12 protein-coding genes and 2 pseudogenes are annotated in these 15,399 nt (G+C 67.2%); 8 read left to right on the top strand and 6 right to left on the bottom strand.

What is annotated here, in order from left to right:
* Nucleotides 1-67: 67 nt before the first annotated feature.
* Nucleotides 68-906: pseudogene (locus tag ACP6CK_RS29650) on the top strand (IS5 family transposase).
* 658 nt (nt 907-1,564) lie between these two features.
* Here ACP6CK_RS29650 and ACP6CK_RS29645 read toward each other — a convergent pair.
* Nucleotides 1,565-1,911: pseudogene (locus ACP6CK_RS29645) on the bottom strand (integrase core domain-containing protein); the annotation flags it as partial.
* 308 nt (nt 1,912-2,219) lie between these two features.
* On the opposite strand from ACP6CK_RS29645, the gene ACP6CK_RS29640 reads away from it, so the two are divergent.
* Both ACP6CK_RS29640 and ACP6CK_RS29635 read left to right on the top strand, forming a co-directional pair.
* Nucleotides 2,220-2,465, top strand: a complete 246-nt coding sequence (locus ACP6CK_RS29640; RefSeq protein ID WP_426960289.1) for a helix-turn-helix domain-containing protein — start codon at nt 2,220-2,222, stop codon at nt 2,463-2,465.
* Nucleotides 2,466-2,849: 384 nt separating this feature from the next.
* On the top strand, nt 2,850-3,188 hold the full coding sequence (locus ACP6CK_RS29635) for a hypothetical protein (RefSeq protein WP_426960287.1): 339 nt from the start codon (nt 2,850-2,852) through the stop codon (nt 3,186-3,188).
* On the opposite strand, the gene ACP6CK_RS29630 is transcribed toward ACP6CK_RS29635, so the two are convergent.
* The gene (locus ACP6CK_RS29630) at nt 3,176-3,436 is read right to left on the bottom strand and encodes a hypothetical protein (RefSeq protein WP_426960285.1); all 261 of its coding nucleotides are present in this window, start codon (nt 3,434-3,436) and stop codon (nt 3,176-3,178) included. The genes ACP6CK_RS29635 and ACP6CK_RS29630 overlap by 13 nt on opposite strands.
* 1,562 nt (nt 3,437-4,998) lie before the next feature.
* Nucleotides 4,999-5,235, bottom strand: a complete 237-nt coding sequence (locus ACP6CK_RS29625; RefSeq protein WP_426960283.1) for a hypothetical protein — start codon at nt 5,233-5,235, stop codon at nt 4,999-5,001.
* A gap of 325 nt (nt 5,236-5,560) precedes the next feature.
* Between ACP6CK_RS29625 and ACP6CK_RS29620 the strand changes: the two genes are divergently transcribed.
* From ACP6CK_RS29620 to ACP6CK_RS29610, 3 genes are all read left to right on the top strand, one after another.
* Complete coding sequence (locus ACP6CK_RS29620) at nt 5,561-6,034, top strand: hypothetical protein (RefSeq protein ID WP_426960281.1); 474 nt, start codon at nt 5,561-5,563, stop codon at nt 6,032-6,034.
* Between the two features lie 166 nt (nt 6,035-6,200).
* On the top strand, nt 6,201-7,436 hold the full coding sequence (locus ACP6CK_RS29615; RefSeq protein ID WP_426960279.1) for a DUF4153 domain-containing protein: 1,236 nt from the start codon (nt 6,201-6,203) through the stop codon (nt 7,434-7,436).
* Nucleotides 7,437-7,518: 82 nt separating this feature from the next.
* Nucleotides 7,519-8,238: a hypothetical protein gene (locus ACP6CK_RS29610; protein WP_426960277.1), complete on the top strand. Its 720-nt coding sequence runs from the start codon at nt 7,519-7,521 to the stop codon at nt 8,236-8,238.
* A gap of 30 nt (nt 8,239-8,268) precedes the next feature.
* Here ACP6CK_RS29610 and ACP6CK_RS29605 read toward each other — a convergent pair whose 3' ends face one another.
* Nucleotides 8,269-9,051, bottom strand: coding sequence for a YopT-type cysteine protease domain-containing protein (locus ACP6CK_RS29605; RefSeq protein ID WP_426960275.1), 783 nt, complete (start codon nt 9,049-9,051; stop codon nt 8,269-8,271).
* 170 nt (nt 9,052-9,221) lie between these two features.
* Here ACP6CK_RS29605 and ACP6CK_RS29600 point away from each other — a divergent pair, with 170 nt between their 5' ends.
* Entirely contained in the window at nt 9,222-11,579 is a 2,358-nt protein-coding gene (locus tag ACP6CK_RS29600; RefSeq protein WP_426960302.1) for a hypothetical protein, read from the top strand.
* 209 nt (nt 11,580-11,788) lie between these two features.
* On the top strand, nt 11,789-12,763 hold the full coding sequence (locus ACP6CK_RS29595) for a hypothetical protein (RefSeq protein ID WP_426960273.1): 975 nt from the start codon (nt 11,789-11,791) through the stop codon (nt 12,761-12,763).
* A 111-nt stretch (nt 12,764-12,874) separates the two neighbouring features.
* Here ACP6CK_RS29595 and ACP6CK_RS29590 read toward each other — a convergent pair whose 3' ends face one another.
* A complete protein-coding gene (locus ACP6CK_RS29590; protein ID WP_426960272.1) occupies nt 12,875-13,597 on the bottom strand; it encodes an SOS response-associated peptidase in 723 nt (240 codons plus the stop codon).
* Nucleotides 13,598-13,687: 90 nt separating this feature from the next.
* The gene (locus ACP6CK_RS29585; RefSeq protein ID WP_426960270.1) at nt 13,688-15,370 is read right to left on the bottom strand and encodes a dihydroxyacetone kinase family protein; all 1,683 of its coding nucleotides are present in this window, start codon (nt 15,368-15,370) and stop codon (nt 13,688-13,690) included.
* Nucleotides 15,371-15,399: the final 29 nt, after the last annotated feature.

Here is a 15,399-nt window from a genome sequence, read left to right as displayed (position 1 = left end):
AACATGGACGGGGATTTGAATCGGATGTGATTGGCGCCAGGTAGCGGGTTTTGGCTGAGATGCCTGCATGTGGACGCAGGAGAACCGGGCTCGGTATGACCGCAGCAAGCTGCGCTACCCGAGCGACCTGACGGATGAGGAGTGGGCGCTCATCGGCCCGCTGATCCCACCGGCCAAGCGCGGGGGCAACAGGCGGACGGTGGAGGTGCGGGCGGTGGTGGATGGGGTGATGTACATCCTCTCCACTGGCTGCCAGTGGGCGGCGCTGCCGAAAGACCTGCCTCCACGAAGCACGGTGAACGACTACCTGCGCCGGTGGGACTGGGACGGCACACTCGCCCGCATCCACCACGCGCTTTACGTGCTGTGCCGGGAGAAAGCCGGACGTGAGGCCAGCCCGACAGCGGCGATCATCGACAGCCAGAGCGTCAAGAGCGCCGAAAAAGGGGGCGCCATATCGATCCGCCGGGCTACGATGCAGGCAAGCAGATCAAGGGCAAGAAGCGGCACGTCCTGGTCGACACCCAAGGCCTGCTGATGCAGGCGATCATCCACGCCGCCGACGTGCAGGACCGCGACGGGGGCGTGCTGCTGATGGGAGCCCTGTTCGGTCTCTACCCCTTCCTGCTGCGGCTCTACGCGGACAGCGGCTATGCCGGCCCCAAGTTCCGAACCGGGCTGCAGGCCGCCTGCCGTCAGATCAATGTGGAGATCGTCAAGCGATCCGACCTGCACCGCTTCGTCGTGCTGCCCAAGCGCTGGATCGTGGAACGCACCATTGCCTGGCTCAACCGCTGCCGCCGCCTTGCGAAAGACTGGGAGTGCCTCAACCGCTCCGCACTCGCCTTCCTCCGCTGGGCCTCCGTTCGCCTTATGCTCCGAAAGCTATGTCAGACAACAACATGATCCCGGATGGACTCTAAGTGCCTCAGGCGGCTGGCCGGGCTGGGCGCGAGCTGAGGTAAAAGTGAGCGTTACTGCAAGGGCCGCGCCCAGCTGATTAGAACAGGCTTAGGACGCCGTACCAGCCAGCAGCAGAAGATGTGGCGAGTAAAGCAAAGGCAAAGACCCGCGGGAGGCGAGGCGCATACCGCGGCAAACGAAGACCAAGCCGCGATTTGATCCGCACCCCAAAGGCGGTGCTTGGCAAATGCGCTATGACCACTGCCCGTCTCCCTAACCGGTCCACAGGGGGAACGGCCGCTACGGCTGGCAGTTGCTGAGGCGGTGGCCAGAGCGGGCGAGGTGCCATTCCGCCCCGCAGAGGCTTAGCCAAGGAACGCGCGGTACAGGACCCAGAGTAACGCCCAAATTGAGATGCTGACAGGAAGACCGATGAGAACGCCTCTGAAGGGGAGGCCAGGTTCAGGCGTGTGATCGCTCGAGCCGGGTGGTTCGTTCGACGCTGGCTCGTCGGTCGGCATCAGACCATTTTAGTATCCAAACGGTAATGAGCAAGCGCGTTGGCCTGAACGGGCGGGATGTGCCGTCCGACCGACAATCGCAATGCCCGGGTGAGCTTCGAGGGGGTGGCCCAAGCAAGCCCCCACGGGGTGGGCCGGGTCTAATGAGGGGCAGACATGAGGACGCTGCTGCTCGCTGAGGGCGCTGGCAGGGTGAGGCCGACGACCTCTGGCGCTGGCGGGCGGTAGCCAAGGGAGGCGTGGGGCCGGAGGGTGTTGTAATGCTTCCGCCAGGCCTCGTTCAGGACACCGGTTTTCGCGAGAGTGTGAAGATCTAGCCATTCAGCAGCTCGTCACGGGGGCGGGCGTTGAAGCTCTCAGCATATCCATTCTCCCACGGGCTACCACCCTCGATGTAGGCGGTCGTGGACCCCACGCCCGCGATCCCGCCCTTTTCGGTGTCCGCGATGAACTCAGGCCCCTGGTCGGAGCGGATGTGAGTGGGGACGTACGCCTAGGGCGTAAGACCAGCGCGCGATCTTCTGGTCACGCCTCGCAGCGAGGTATGGGTATGGGGTCGAGACTGGGAAGAGGCCTCTGCTGTGCGCCGCCTGGAAGGCGCTCCGAGAGACGTTGGAAACCGCCGGTGTCGAGTTCACGGACGCGAGGGTCGGGGGGAAGGCTGCGAAAAGGGTCTTCCCCGCCAGCAGTAGGCTGATACGATGCGACAGTGCACTGAATGGCGGTCACTGTCCTTTTCTCGGCATCCGTGCGAGGCCGTGCGGCGGTGCTCTGCCCGGGGAGCTCCGGTAGACGATGACTGCTGCGCAATGCCGGGCAGCCCGGCAACTGTTGGGTTGGAGCGTAAACCAACTAGCTCAGTCAGTTCCCTGCGTGTGGCACACCGTTTACGATTTTGAGCGTGGTCAGGTCCATCCTAAGCCCGCAACAGCACGGAGGCTCCGCACCGCGCTCGAAACCGCTGGGGTGGAGTTCCTTGCCGAGAGCGGCGAAGGGCCGCGGGTAAGGCTGACGAAGGCGGGGGCAGCTCGTGACCCCTGAGCAGTGTCAGGCAGGGCGCGAGGTACTCGGGTGGAAGAGAGAGAGATTGGCAAGCTTTGCAGGCCTTAATTCTTCGACCGTCCTGCGCTTCGAGACCAGCCTTGGTCCAACAAAGCCACGCACTCTGGCAGCGCTGCAAAGTGCCCTCGAAGCTGCTGGCGTCGAGTTCATCCCTAAGAATGGTGGTGGTGCGGGGGTGCGGCTGCGGAAGAGCGTTGTCGAATAGCCGAAGGCCGTCTCAATCTCGCCGGTGCGATAGGCGGAAATGCTATGCTACAGACGCGACACGCTCGCCGTTCGGACAACCGTCGCGGGTGCTAGTCTCGGCCCATGTCCCCGCTTCCCCCCTACTTCGCCCGCGGCACAAGTGGCTCAGTTGCCTCCGTGGCGTTGATCCTGCTCTGCTCCATCACACCCGCGCTGGCGCAGGTTGAGCGGTCGCTCGGCGTTGTGTCGCGCATCCTGGAGTATCGCGCTGTGCTCGACATTCCGCGATGCCGCGAGGCGGCCCGCGCTGCCCTTACAGACAACCAGCTCACGTTGCGCGGCGAGCAGGACGATCCCGCAAAAGCCAGCGGCCAGGACGAGGCAGGTGGACGCTACGACATACGCTGCATCGCCAATGGTCGAGGCATCGTCTTCACCTACTCGGCGCAGCCAATGGCCCGTGCGGAGCCCCTTGAGCGGGTCGTCCAGAGCTTCCAGGCCCGCTACGAGCAGTAGCCCTTGCGAGCCCGAAGCCGGGCGCACGTGGCCTTTACCGCCTCCTCGCGGATGCGCTCCTCGCCGGCCTCGGTCAGCTTCTTGAACTCGGAAGCGTGCTGAGACGGAATGCCCATCTCGGAGGGCGTGGCCGGCCTATTCGCTGAACCCCTGGTATTTGAGAGCGAGGGGTTGCCGTGCTCGGTGACCTCTATGCGCTCTTGAGCCGACTTCAACTCGGCGCCGATGCGGGCCTCGGCGAGCCACACGATAAGCTTACACCCTGCACTCACGCCCCTGCTTGGTGCACCAAGCAGGACAGATTAGATTATACCCAGTCGCGTCACCGGAACAGGCTGTGGTCCGTTAGCGAGAGGCTGAGGAACAGCAACAGCAGCACGACGGCGATGACGAGAGCGGTCCGCACGGCCCCATCTCCAGCCTGATCTTGCCGGAGCACCATCTAAGGTGCCGCCGCAGTTCGCTCTCGGCCAAGTGAGCGTTTTGTCATGCGGCACTTTGGCAAGCGATGGCGAGGATTGCTGCGGGCGTCTACCGACCACTGGCAACGAAAGTCGGTCTTAACATTTGCAATGTTCATTTTTTTCGATTTTGCTTCACTTATTCGAATCATCCAAATTATAGGAATGCACGAACAAATTCGGACACGCACCGAAGAGGGCGCGTGTTCAAGGATCAGCCTGACAACATGGGATGGCCCGCTGAGGCGCCTTACCCCGAGCCGGGCTGCCGTCAGCTTCGTGGTCGAGGTGTCGAAATGAGCGTGCTGCAGTACCTGAGCTTGGTGCCACTTACGATTTGCGCGGCGTATGCAGGATATACGTTGCTCTGGATGCTGGTCCTCGTGTTGAGGTTCCCCTTCCGGGATGTTGCCAAGCCTACGCCTCCCGACATTTCCGTGGTCGGCAGCGGTAATGCCCACGTGACGATTGGGCGCAAGATCCCGGTCCTAGTGCGGACTAGGAACTCGAACATGCTGCCGGTGGCCGATGAAAAGACGAGTTCTCGGACGATGTCCGAACGTGCTCGGTACTCAGAAACCGTGAAGTTGGGTGTGGATCTGGCCAGAGCTGCATAGCGATCAGCACTGAGCGTTGCGATCGAACAAGCGCCGGTGCATCAGGCGACTTTGCCAGCCGATTGATGCCGACACAGACGCTGGGTGGGCCGGGACGCAGTAGGGTCGCTGCGGGCCGAATGCGAGATCGGCTTGACCGGCGGAGGTTCAGTCTACCGTTCCATCCTCGAACTCCTGCAACAGGCCCAGCCATGGGTCTGAACCCGAGGGACGCGTGTCCCATCCACGCCACCGCAACGCGAGCATTCTAGGTCGCCTGGGGTAGCCACAGCTAGTAGGACACAGGCGGCGCTCCACATTGGGAGGGCTTAGCCTGCGAGGGAACACCGTGCGAGGCGCTGCGTGCTGATCTTTCGGTGCGATTGTCATCGGGCTGATCATCGCATTCTTCGCGCGAGCTCCGGGAGCCGGGCTCGGCACTGTTGGGCCATGGCCCTTTGCAGCGGGCTTCGGGGTCGCTGGAGGACTGACCCTCGCACTTGGCCTATGGCTGAACCGCCGATCAGCGAGAGAGGTCCTGGACGTACGGGCTGGGGCGGCGACGGTTGGACCCGCACCACATCGGTTCTGCGGACTGGCCATGCAGTGGTGGGCGGTCCTGATGCTCGTCTTCGGTGGGTTGCTGCTCACCGATCAAGAACCGGAGCAACGGCAGCATGGCAGGGCGCCAATGCCGGTGCCCGTGCTGCAGAAGGAGTAGCCACATCGTCCGTTCTCGCCGGCGTGGCCCGATCAGGCGGGCCTCGCGCGGCGCGCCCAGACGGTGATCCAGCCGACGAGGCTCGCGAGCATGAGGGGAAAGGCAAAGATCGCCGCCCAGGCCATGACGAACATCACCGCGAGGGTTTCCCCGACGTCGTGGCCGGCGACGATACAGGGGTGCGCCGTGGCCTCGTTCAGGGTGCAGCCGAAGGCGCCCGCGACGGCCGAGGCGAGCGGCGCCCAACCGACGACCGTCAGCACGACCAACGCCAGCTTCCAACTCCGTGACACAGGGCCGCGTGAGCGACGTCCCGGTGTCGGGCCGGGAAGGGCTTCCGTGCCTGCACCTCTGTCCGACATGCCATCCCCCCGTTCAGAGGCGATCCTATCCGACGAAGCCGGCTTCGCGACACCGGCCCAGGCCACGAGGCGTTGAGCGGCAGGGCGGGTCTAGCCGGGTTGCGTGAGCCTCGGTCCGCCCTGCATGACGGTCTGCCGACGTTCGGCCGCGTCGGCGCCGCGCAACGTTGGGCTGGCGCCAGCCGCGGACCACGGCGCGGTCGCCGCGCCCGCACGACCTGAGGAGAAGATCATGACGTTGACGGGCTCGGCGACCTTCGCCTGGCAGGCGGACTACGGTCAGTTCTACCTCACCGATCCGGAAGATCCGACTTTCCGGCCACCGGTGGAGATCACGCCCGAGATGGAGGCGCGCAGCCTCTTCGTCCCGGCGACTGGTCTCGTGGTCTACACGGGCGACTGCCTACAGCAGCATGTCCACATTGCGATCCACGACGCCGAGCCGGACCACGCACCGGCGGAGCCGATGAGCGGCAAGCCATGGACGCGCGTTGAGGCAGCCAGGGCGCGCTTTCCCGGTCGGCGTTTCGCGATCTCGAGCCCTTCGCTGCCCGACCCCTTGCCGTGCGGCCCCTTCTTCCTGCTCCCCAGCGAGACGGTGGAGGTGCGGATCGCCTGGATGGAGTTCGAGGGGAGCCGGGACGACAGCGTGCCCGTCGAGCCCGACGTGATCGAGGTGGCGCTCTGGCCCGTCAGGGCGTCCTGAAGCCCCGAAAGGCACGGGCGCGGAGCGCGCGGCGTGGTCCGGCGAAGTTTGGGAGGTTCGATGAAGCGCGGAGATGAGCTGGACGCGGGGAAGCCTCGCATATTGAGACTTCAGCTCGGGGCGATGCACCCATCACGGGCCTGCCCGCCGTCGGTGACTGACTAGGATGAAAGGTGCTCCGAGGGCGGTGCTCGCCGTCCGGCTCGGCCTCGGTGCGGTACAGGGCCTGGCGCTTGCCGCCCTGTCACTCCTGGTGATGGACCCGGATGCGCCACGCCCCTGGGTGGCGGCCAACCCGAAGGGCTTCGGGCTGCTCGTCCTGCTCGCGACCCTGCTGCCCCCCACCGTGCTGCTCGGCCTCGGGCACCTGCGCGGGCGGGTTCTGGCAGCCTGGGCCCTCACCGCGGCGGGGCTGATCCTGCTCCTCGGCGGCTACGACCTGCGGCAGCACGGCGAGGCGACGATGACGCCCGCGAGCAACCGCCTGCTGCTCGGCCTCGTGGTGATCCTCCTCGTCGGCGGCGCGCTCGTGGCAGCGGCGGACGCTGGGCGTCGGTGGTGGCCGCGCTACCCCGACTGCTTCGAGGCGGCTTGGCGCGCCGCCCTGCAACTTGCCCTCGCCGGCTGCTTCGTCCTCGGCTTCTGGATCATCTACGGGATCGGCACGGAGCTGTTCCGCGGCATCGGCATCGATGCCCTGAACCGGATGGGCGGGCGCGCCGCCTTCATCCTGCCGGTCACCGCGGTCCTCGGTGCCGCCGCGATCCACTTGGCGGACGCGGGATGGCGGCTGACACTCGGGCTGCGAAACCTGCTGCTCGTGCTGAAGGGCTGGCTGACGCCGGTGCTGGCCGGCTTGGCCACGGCCTTCCTCCTCACCTTGCCCTTGATCGGGCCGGAGATCCTCTGGCGCCGTGAGGAGATGCCCTACCTGCTGCAGGTGACCGCCGCGGGGCTCGTCGTGCTCATCAGCGCCGTGCACGGCGATGGGCGGGAGCGGCCGCCGGCCGTGCTGCGCCTCTCGGCCCGGTTCGCCTCCTTCCTGCTTCCGGTCCTCGCGGCGCTCGCGGCCTGGGGGCTGGCGCGCGCGATCGGGGCGGGCGGGCTGACCGAGGGTCGGGTGATCGGGCTGGCGGCGCTGGCGGTGATCGCCGTCCATGCCGTCGCCTACCCGATTGCGGCTATGCGTCTGGAGATGCGGCTCTTGGAGCCGACCAACATCGGTGCGGCAGTGCAGACGCTCCTCGTCCTCGCCGTCCTGAACTCTCCCCTGGCCGATCCCGCGCGGCTGGAGGTCGCGAGCCAGACCGACCGCCTGCTGCGCGGGGCCGTCGCGCCGGACAGCTTCGGCTTCGACCGCCTCACCCCCGCGTGCCGGATCACCTCTGCCGGGAAGCGGTAGCCGGGGTAGGTGGCGGCCTCTGGCGTCATCCGGCCAGCTTCGCCCAGCCACTTCGTTTCGGCCACCCTCCAACAACGTAGCAATGCCGCTCGACGTGCTGGTGAAGCGCATGGAGTTCCCCGAGCTCAACGGATTCAACGCCAACTTCGAAGAGGACCGCGCCCTGGCCGAGAGCCTGGCCGACGCGGCGCAGACCGTCGCGGAGCGCCAGCTCGGCATCCAGGAGCGCCTGCTCGCGCAGTCCGAGGCACAGACCAACCTGCTCGCCGCCCTCGGCGGTGGCGCGACCGGCGGCAACGCCAACGACAGGCTGGTCTCGGCGCTCATGATCGGGTCCTACAAGATGGTCAACGCCCAGATCGACGCGATTTTCGCATCGGCTGGCGTGACCGTTGCGCCTGGTGGGGGGCGCCGCACCGCGTTCCTGAACGATTCGGCCAACGCCAAGCTAAACGGAATATTCAAGGCCTTCGGAGTGCCCGGCTTCGCGAACGGTGGCCTTATTACCGGCGGCATCTCGGGCATGGACAGCGTGCCGACCCTGCACATGCCGGGCGAATCCACAATCCGCACCCCGTCAGTGCAATCGCTCGGCCTGCCGGCGCTTCAGCAGATGAACGCCACCGGTCGCCTGCCCGCGAATGACAACGGGGCGGAGATCACTGCCCTCCGCCGCGAGGTGCAGACCTTGACCCGCGTTGTGGCGGCGTCCGGTCAAATGCAGGCCGAGGCGCTGGCCGGCATCCGCACCAGCAACGCGCGCACCGCGGAGGCTACGGAGCAACTCGCCGCGCGTCGGTAGCCGTCCAGGGCCTGTAGTGCGAGCAATCTCTCAGGCTGCCTTCAGTCGCGTGATATGACCGCCGTTACGCATTCTCACCCTCGGCGCGCATGGGATGACCTCCCAGTCCTTGGTGAAATTGGTCGGGAACCGTCTGTAGGTCGTCTTGTAGTACTCCCGGAAGAACCGGTTGAAATTGTCGCGTCGCGGGAACCAGAATTCCCCAAAATTCGGGTCAAAAAACGCCACGTCGCCTCCAGCCCTCAGGCCCAGCCATGCCGCCACGCAATGGCCAGCTGGCCTGCCAAGGAAGGACCCGGAAAAGTTGATCCGCGCGTAACAGTCGCTGTAGAGCATCATCCCCTTGTTGATGATGTTCTCTTCGATCAGCGGATCCGCTTCGTCGGCTGGCACCAATCCCGAATTGGCGTGCTGCTTCCCGTGGAGGCTCTGCGCCACAGGGCCACGGAAAGTGCTGGTCACCTTCGTCTTGGAGTACCGCAGAGTCTCGATACCATGATGGCTGAGCCACGTACCGAAGCCTTGCGCCTGGTTGTCGCCATCACCCGCCGAAAAAATCTTGTGATAGAAGGTGATTTCCTTCAGCAGACCAGTGTTGAGCTGCTTTCGTGCGCCGGTGTTGCCATACTGACTGTCGCCGCCGCCAAGTTCATTGACGAGGCTGCCACCGGACGCATGAGCCCGGATCCAGAATGCTGACAAAGCTCCGCATATCCCGGCGCTTCTGTACTGCTTCCAGACCTCGAAATCGGACTGCTTAAATTTCCAGGTACGGACGCCACCGTGTTTCTGGACCAAATCTGACTTGTGCATTTTCGCCTCTTAGAAGCGGTGGATTGCTGCCGTCCTTCTACGTGGCCGCCGTCTTCGGAGTCCTGAGAGAAGGGCGAATTCGGCCGATGAAGTCCCGAGCGTGCGTTCGGATGTTTTTCGGAGATCGACCAGTCGACCGGGGTGCCCCCCTGATTGTTCACGTGCCCCCTATGCCGCTTTGCTACCTTTACGAGACTACCGGAACCGATGATGGCGGCGACGCCGTTCCAATCCGACTCACCAACGGCGCTGGCTATGCCCACCCCACCGCGCCCGGCTTCTTCGAGCCCAGCATCCTCGGCGGCAGCGACGACGGCTCCGGCCTCACCGTCGAGCGCTCCATCTTCCAGGGCGGCGCATTCGGCGCCGGCGACATCGCCTATCGCGCGGTGAAGGCCGCCGACCCAATGCGGGAATATGCCGAGGGCAGCGCCTCGCCTTTCACAGCCGAGGCCGTGGCGCACATGGACTTCGGCGCCCTGGCCAAGGCGGCCTGGGGACCGGGGCGGGATGGCAGCCTCGCCGACATCGCCCGGGCCGAGGGGCTGGATCCCGACGCGGATAGGCGTCTCGGCATAGCGCTGGAGCTGGCGGAGGAGATCCAGGACTTCCCCCGCCACGTCGCGCCCCATGTCGGCGGCTTCGTCATCACCCGCGGCCCGCTGATCGAACTGGCGATCGTCACCCACGCCAGCATGCAGGACCGCACCACCCTCGAGTGGGACAAGGACGACATCGACGCCCTCGGCATCTTGAAGGTCGACGTGCTCGGCCTCGGCATGCTCTCCGCCCTCCGCCGCGCCTTCGGGCTCATCCGCCAGCACAAGCGCCGCCAGCTCGACCTCGCCGGCCTGCCGAAGGACTGCCCCGCCACCTACGAGATGCTCCGCCGCGCCGACAGCCTCGGCGTGTTCCAGGTCGAGAGCCGGGCGCAGATGAACATGCTGCCCCGCCTCAAGCCGCGGACCTTCTACGACCTCGTGGTGCAGGTCGCGATCGTCCGGCCCGGGCCCATCCAGGGCGACATGGTCCACCCCTACATCCGGAGGCGGTGGGGGCTGGAGAAGCCGGAATACGCCGGCCCCTCCGAGGAGCACGGCGAGCCGGATGAGCTGCAGAAGGTGCTGGAGAAGACGCTGGGCGTGCCGCTGTTCCAGGAGCAGGCGATGCGGGTCGCCATCGTCGCGGCCGGCTTCTCGCCGGAGGAGGCGGACGACCTCCGGCGGGCCATGGCGACGTTCAAGTACACGCAGGGGGTGGGGATCTACCGCGACCGGCTGGTCGAGGGCATGGCCCGGCGCGGCTACCCCCGCGACTTCGCCGAGCGCTGCTTCAAGCAGATCGAGGGCTTCGGCAGCTACGGCTTCCCCGAGAGCCACGCCGCCTCCTTCGCCCACCTTGTCTACGCCTCGGCCTGGGTGAGGAAGCACCACCCCGGCGTGTTCGCCTGCGCCCTGCTGAACAGCCAGCCGATGGGCTTCTACGCGCCGGCGCAGATCGTGCGGGATGCCCACGCGCACGGGGTAGGGGTCCGGCCGGTGGACGTGAACCGCTCGGGCTGGGACAGCACGCTGGAGCCGGACCGGGACAGCCGGGACGAGCTGGCGCTGCGCCTCGGGCTGCGGGTCACGGCGGGGCTATCGGAGGAGGAGGGGCGGCAGCTGATCCGGGCGCGGGATGCCGGCAACGGCCGGCCTTTCGCCTCGGTGGAGGAGGCGGCCTACCGCGCCCAGCTCAGCCGGCACGCCCTCTCGGCCCTGGTCGAGGCGGACAGCTTCGCGGGGCTGGCCACCCCCCGCCCTCGGGCACACTGGGCGGCGCGGGCGGTGGACACGAGGGCGCAGACGGAGCTGCCGCTGTTCGCGGCGACCGAGGGGCCGCAGATCGAGGAACCCGCGCCGGTCCTGCCGGAGGAGCGGGAGGGGAGGGCGGTCGCGGCCGATTACGGCGCCACCGGCCTGACGCTGCGGCGGCACCCGCTGGCGCTGCTGCGGCCGACCCTGGACCGGCTACGGCTGGACGACACGCGGCGGTTCCGGGCGGCACGGCAGGGACAGACGATCCGGCTGCCCGGGCTGGTGCTGCTGCGGCAGCGGCCCGGGACGGCGAAGGGCGTGGTGTTCGTCACCGTCGAGGACGAGCACGGGGACGCGAACCTCGTCGTCTACGAGAAGGTCGGGGCCGAGCACCACCGGGCCCTGATCAGCGCCCGCCTGCTGGTCGCGGAGGGGCGGGTGGAGCGCACGGAGGAGCACGCCGAGGTGCCCATCCTGCACCTCATCGTGCGCCGGCTCACCGACCGCTCCGACCTGCTGGACGGGCTGCAGGGGATCGGGGGGGCAGGTCCAGGTGAGGAGGCGGACTGGGCGGATCGGGCGCTGGGCCGAGCGGACGAGGTGCGGCGACCGGATCCGGGTTCGCGGCAGGATGCGGCGAAGATTCCAAGAAGCCGGGATTTCGGTGAAGCGGATCGACAGACTGCGCAGGCCCCCGCAGTGCTCGAGCCCACGCGTGACGCCGCCCCGTGACATTGGAGTGCCCTGCTAACTACGAGCACCGGGTCATCAGGGCGCCGACACCGGTACAAGGCGGCAGGTGCCTCAAACGCGACGAACGCGACCAATTCCGAGCCGCCGCTACTCCCCTCGGATGTTGACGCCCTCCGAAGGCCGCGCCCATGGTCGACGACAGAGGTCACCAACAACGTCCGCCACCTGCGTGGACTCTTGGAGGTCCCATGGTCGTACCTGCCTGGACCATCGACGATCCGACGGCCTTGGACAACGCGGTGCAGAAGTTCAAGAACACCTTCAGCGCGAACCTGGCGCTGATCACCAACGGTCAGTTCCAAATCCAGAACGCGAACTTCAACGCGATCTGGAGCCAGGTTCAGAGCGAGTTCGGTACGGCCGGAATAGGGCAGAATGACCCGATCGCAGTCGCGTTCTCAGCCTTTATGACCTCAATGAGCGGTTCGGACCGCGCGGCCTTCGAAAAGCTTTTGAAAGAGCCGAAGATGGCGGCAGCTCTGCCCGTGACAAAGAAGCTCTTTGCTCCGGACGGTCGAGCGAGTGTGGTCGTGGCCTCCGCCTTCTCCGCAACATGGACCGGCGGCGGCATTCCAGCCCCGGTCTCGACCACCAATGCATCCGTGGACCAGATGATCGCCGGGCGCGCCCGGGAGGCAAGCGCCTGCTTCGAGACAAGCGTCGCGCTGGGCAGCAAGCTGAAAACCGCCCGCGGCACCGGTAAGGTCGCAGGCCCACACTACGCCAGTGGCCAGATCGCCTCTGCACGGCTGCGCAATGTCCCAGGCGGATCCCGGCAAGAGGTGGTTTACGATCCGAAGGCGCTCGCCGACGCGGTGAGCAAGATCGCTGCCTCCGTTGCCGCCGGTCAGCTCTACATATTTGGCGTGTTGAGCGGCGACAATCACACCAACGTCGGCAAGAAGTTTCCCGACCCAGAGCACTGGCTGCTGGTCTTCGACGTCGTGAAAGGTCAATTCCTGTTCTGGGACAGTGATTCCTCGACAACGGAACTCAGCATGTACCCCAGTTGGGGCCCAGGGATCGGCATCCTGTTTCATAAGAGCGATCGCTTTTCCACCGCGAATGGCGGGTCCGACTTCGACGCCATACAGAACAACCATCATCTGCACTGGAGCACCCGTCACGCCTATCAGGTCTACGTGGCGCGGCCGCTCAGTTGAAGAGATCTCGGATGGTCTAGCTTCGGTCTTAAGGGCAACGCTCTGTTCGGTTATGCCGAGAAGCCGTGGTTCCGGCGGACTGACCTGTACGCCACCACGTTTAGTCAGGCGTTAGAGTAGCGAGGGCTGGGCCTTCTGCTTGGGGCCGACATCTCCGCCGCCCACGTCCCTCTCCTCCGCCCCGTCGTGCTTCTCGCCGCGCGCCACGATCCGGAGCGCTCCGTCGGGCAGCGGCCGTTGCAGCGCCTTCGCCTCCGACCAGGGCGCCCGCATCCAGGTCTCCCGCTCCTCCTCGGTGGTCAGGATGACCGGCATGGCCTTGGGGTGGACGGCGCCGACCTCGGAGTTCGGTTCGCTGGTCAGGAAGGCGTAGAGGTCGGCCGTCACCTCGCCTTCCTTGATCTTGCGGACGGACGTCCACTGCGGGGTCCAGATGCCGGCGAAGAAGGCGAGCGGCCGGTCCTCGGCCAGGGCGAACCACACCGGCTGCGATTTGCCGTCCGGCAGGCGCTCCGGTTCGGAGAAGGAGGTCAGCGGCACGAGGCAGCGGTGCTCGGGCGAGAGCCACCGGCGCCAGTGCGGCGAGCCCGTGTTCCGGACGTTGGTCACGCCGGGGTCGGTCTTCTTGCCCTGGAGGGCGAAGGCCGGCGACGGCATGCCCCACCGCGCCATGGCAAGCTCGCGCGTCCCATCCGCCGCCGTCCGCACGATCGGCGCCGGGTAGTCCGGGAACACGCCGGGCAGCGCGGGCAGGTTGCCGACGCTGTCCTGCATGGCCTTGGCGAGCGCGACGATCGCAGCCTTGTTGCTGGTCATCGAATAAAGGTTACACATCGCCGGACCGTAGCCGCACGCAGGCCGGCTCAGGAAGCCGGTGGCGAGATCGACTCCCTACCCTCTCCGAGGTGAGGCGACCGATCCCACTCAGGGCGCCAGCGCCTCCAACCAGACAACGACGGCCGCTGCTCCGGCATCGGGCGTGCCCAGGACGCGGTCGCCCAGGTAGCTGGCACGACCCAGCCGGGGATGCATCCGGGCAGTCGCTGCTGCCCCCTCCCGCGCTGCCCGCACCGCCTCCTGCCATGCTGCAGTGGAGTCCTTGCCGGCCTCCAGTCCGGCCGCAAAAGCATCGGCAGCAGGGCGCAGCGCATCCAGCATGGTGCGATCTCCCGGTCTCGCGCCGCCCAGCTCCGCGATGGCATCTACCGCGGATGTCAGAGCACGCGACCAGTCGGCCGCTGATGGGGAGACCGACAACTGGCGGGCAGCCCGCAGCAGCGCCGTCGCGTAGAAGGGACCGGAGCTGCCGGCGATGGCGCGCCGGAGGGCCTCGGCCATCCGGGCAAGGGCGTCAGGCGCCTCCGCCCAGGCGGCCTCAGGCAGCGAGCGAAGGGCGGCGGCGCCCCGCGTCATGCTGAGACCCAGGTCGCCGTCGCCTGCTGCGCTGTCCAGCTCCGTCAGGCGCGCCTCGGCCGCCTCCAGCGCCGCAGCCGCCGCGAGGACGGCGTGGCGCACCGCCTGGCCCGCCGGTGTGACCGGGCGAGCCGCCTCGCTGGAGGGCGCGGCTGCGGCTCCGACCAGATGGCGGGCCGGCGGGATGCGACCAGTCCCGGGCCAAGCGGGAGCCTCCGTGGGGGCGTCCAGCCGCATCAGCCGTGTGTCATCGACCCGCATCACCGTCAGCGAGACGCCGGGCATCTCCAATGCCGTCAGCAGATTGCCGCACCACGCCCGCTCCACGGTCAGGCCGTGTCCGCGCAGCACGGTCAGGGCGTGGCGGGCCACCACGGCCAGCTCCATGGGCGGGGTGCCGCCCAGTCCATTCACCAGCAGCGCGACCCGCTCGCCCGACCGCAGGGCCCCATCGGCAAGGATCCCCTCCAGGATGGCGTCGACCAGTTGGTCCGCGCGCTGCATCGGAACGCGCCGCACGCCCTGCTCGCCGTGGATGCCCAGGCCCAGCTCGGCCTCGCCCTCGCCCAGGGAGAAGCCGGGCCGGCCGGCGGCGGGTACGGTGCAGGCGCCCAGCGCCACGCCCATCGTGCCGATGGCCTCGGCTGCCGCGCGTGCCTCAGCCGCGACCTGATCCAGCGATAGCCCAGCGGCCACGGCGGCGCCGGCCACCTTGTGCACCAGGACCGTCCCTGCGATCCCGCGACGGCGCGCCGGCTCCACCGTGTCACGCAAGGCCACGTCGTCCGCCACGACTACGATCTCGACCGGGACGCCCTCGGTCCGGGCCAGTTCGGCCGCCAGGCCGAAGTTCAGCCGATCGCCAGTGTAGTTCTTCACGATCAGCAACGCGCCCGCCGGCCCGGCCGAGGCCCGGATGGCGGCCAGCACGGCATCGACGCTGGGCGAGGTGAAGACGTCGCCCGCCACAGCGGCGTGCAGCATTCCCGTACCCACATAGCCGGCGTGGGCCGGTTCATGCCCGCTGCCGCCGCCCGAGAGCACCGCCACCTCCCTCCGTGCGGCCGCGACAGGCAGGTCGACGCGCACCACGACGTTCTCGTCCCGCAGCAGCGCCTGGCCGGGGTTGAGGTCCACCTGCCCTTCCAGCATCTCGCGCACGACGTGGCGAGGGTCGTTGAGCAGCTTCTTCATCCCGGCGTTCCTCATCTTCTCGCAGCCGA

It is taken from the genome of Muricoccus radiodurans, from assembly GCF_050154705.1.
GTDB lineage: Bacteria > Pseudomonadota > Alphaproteobacteria > Acetobacterales > Acetobacteraceae > Roseomonas > Roseomonas radiodurans.
Note: the sequence above shows the minus strand (reverse complement) of the source record. Positions and strands in the feature narration are given on the sequence as shown.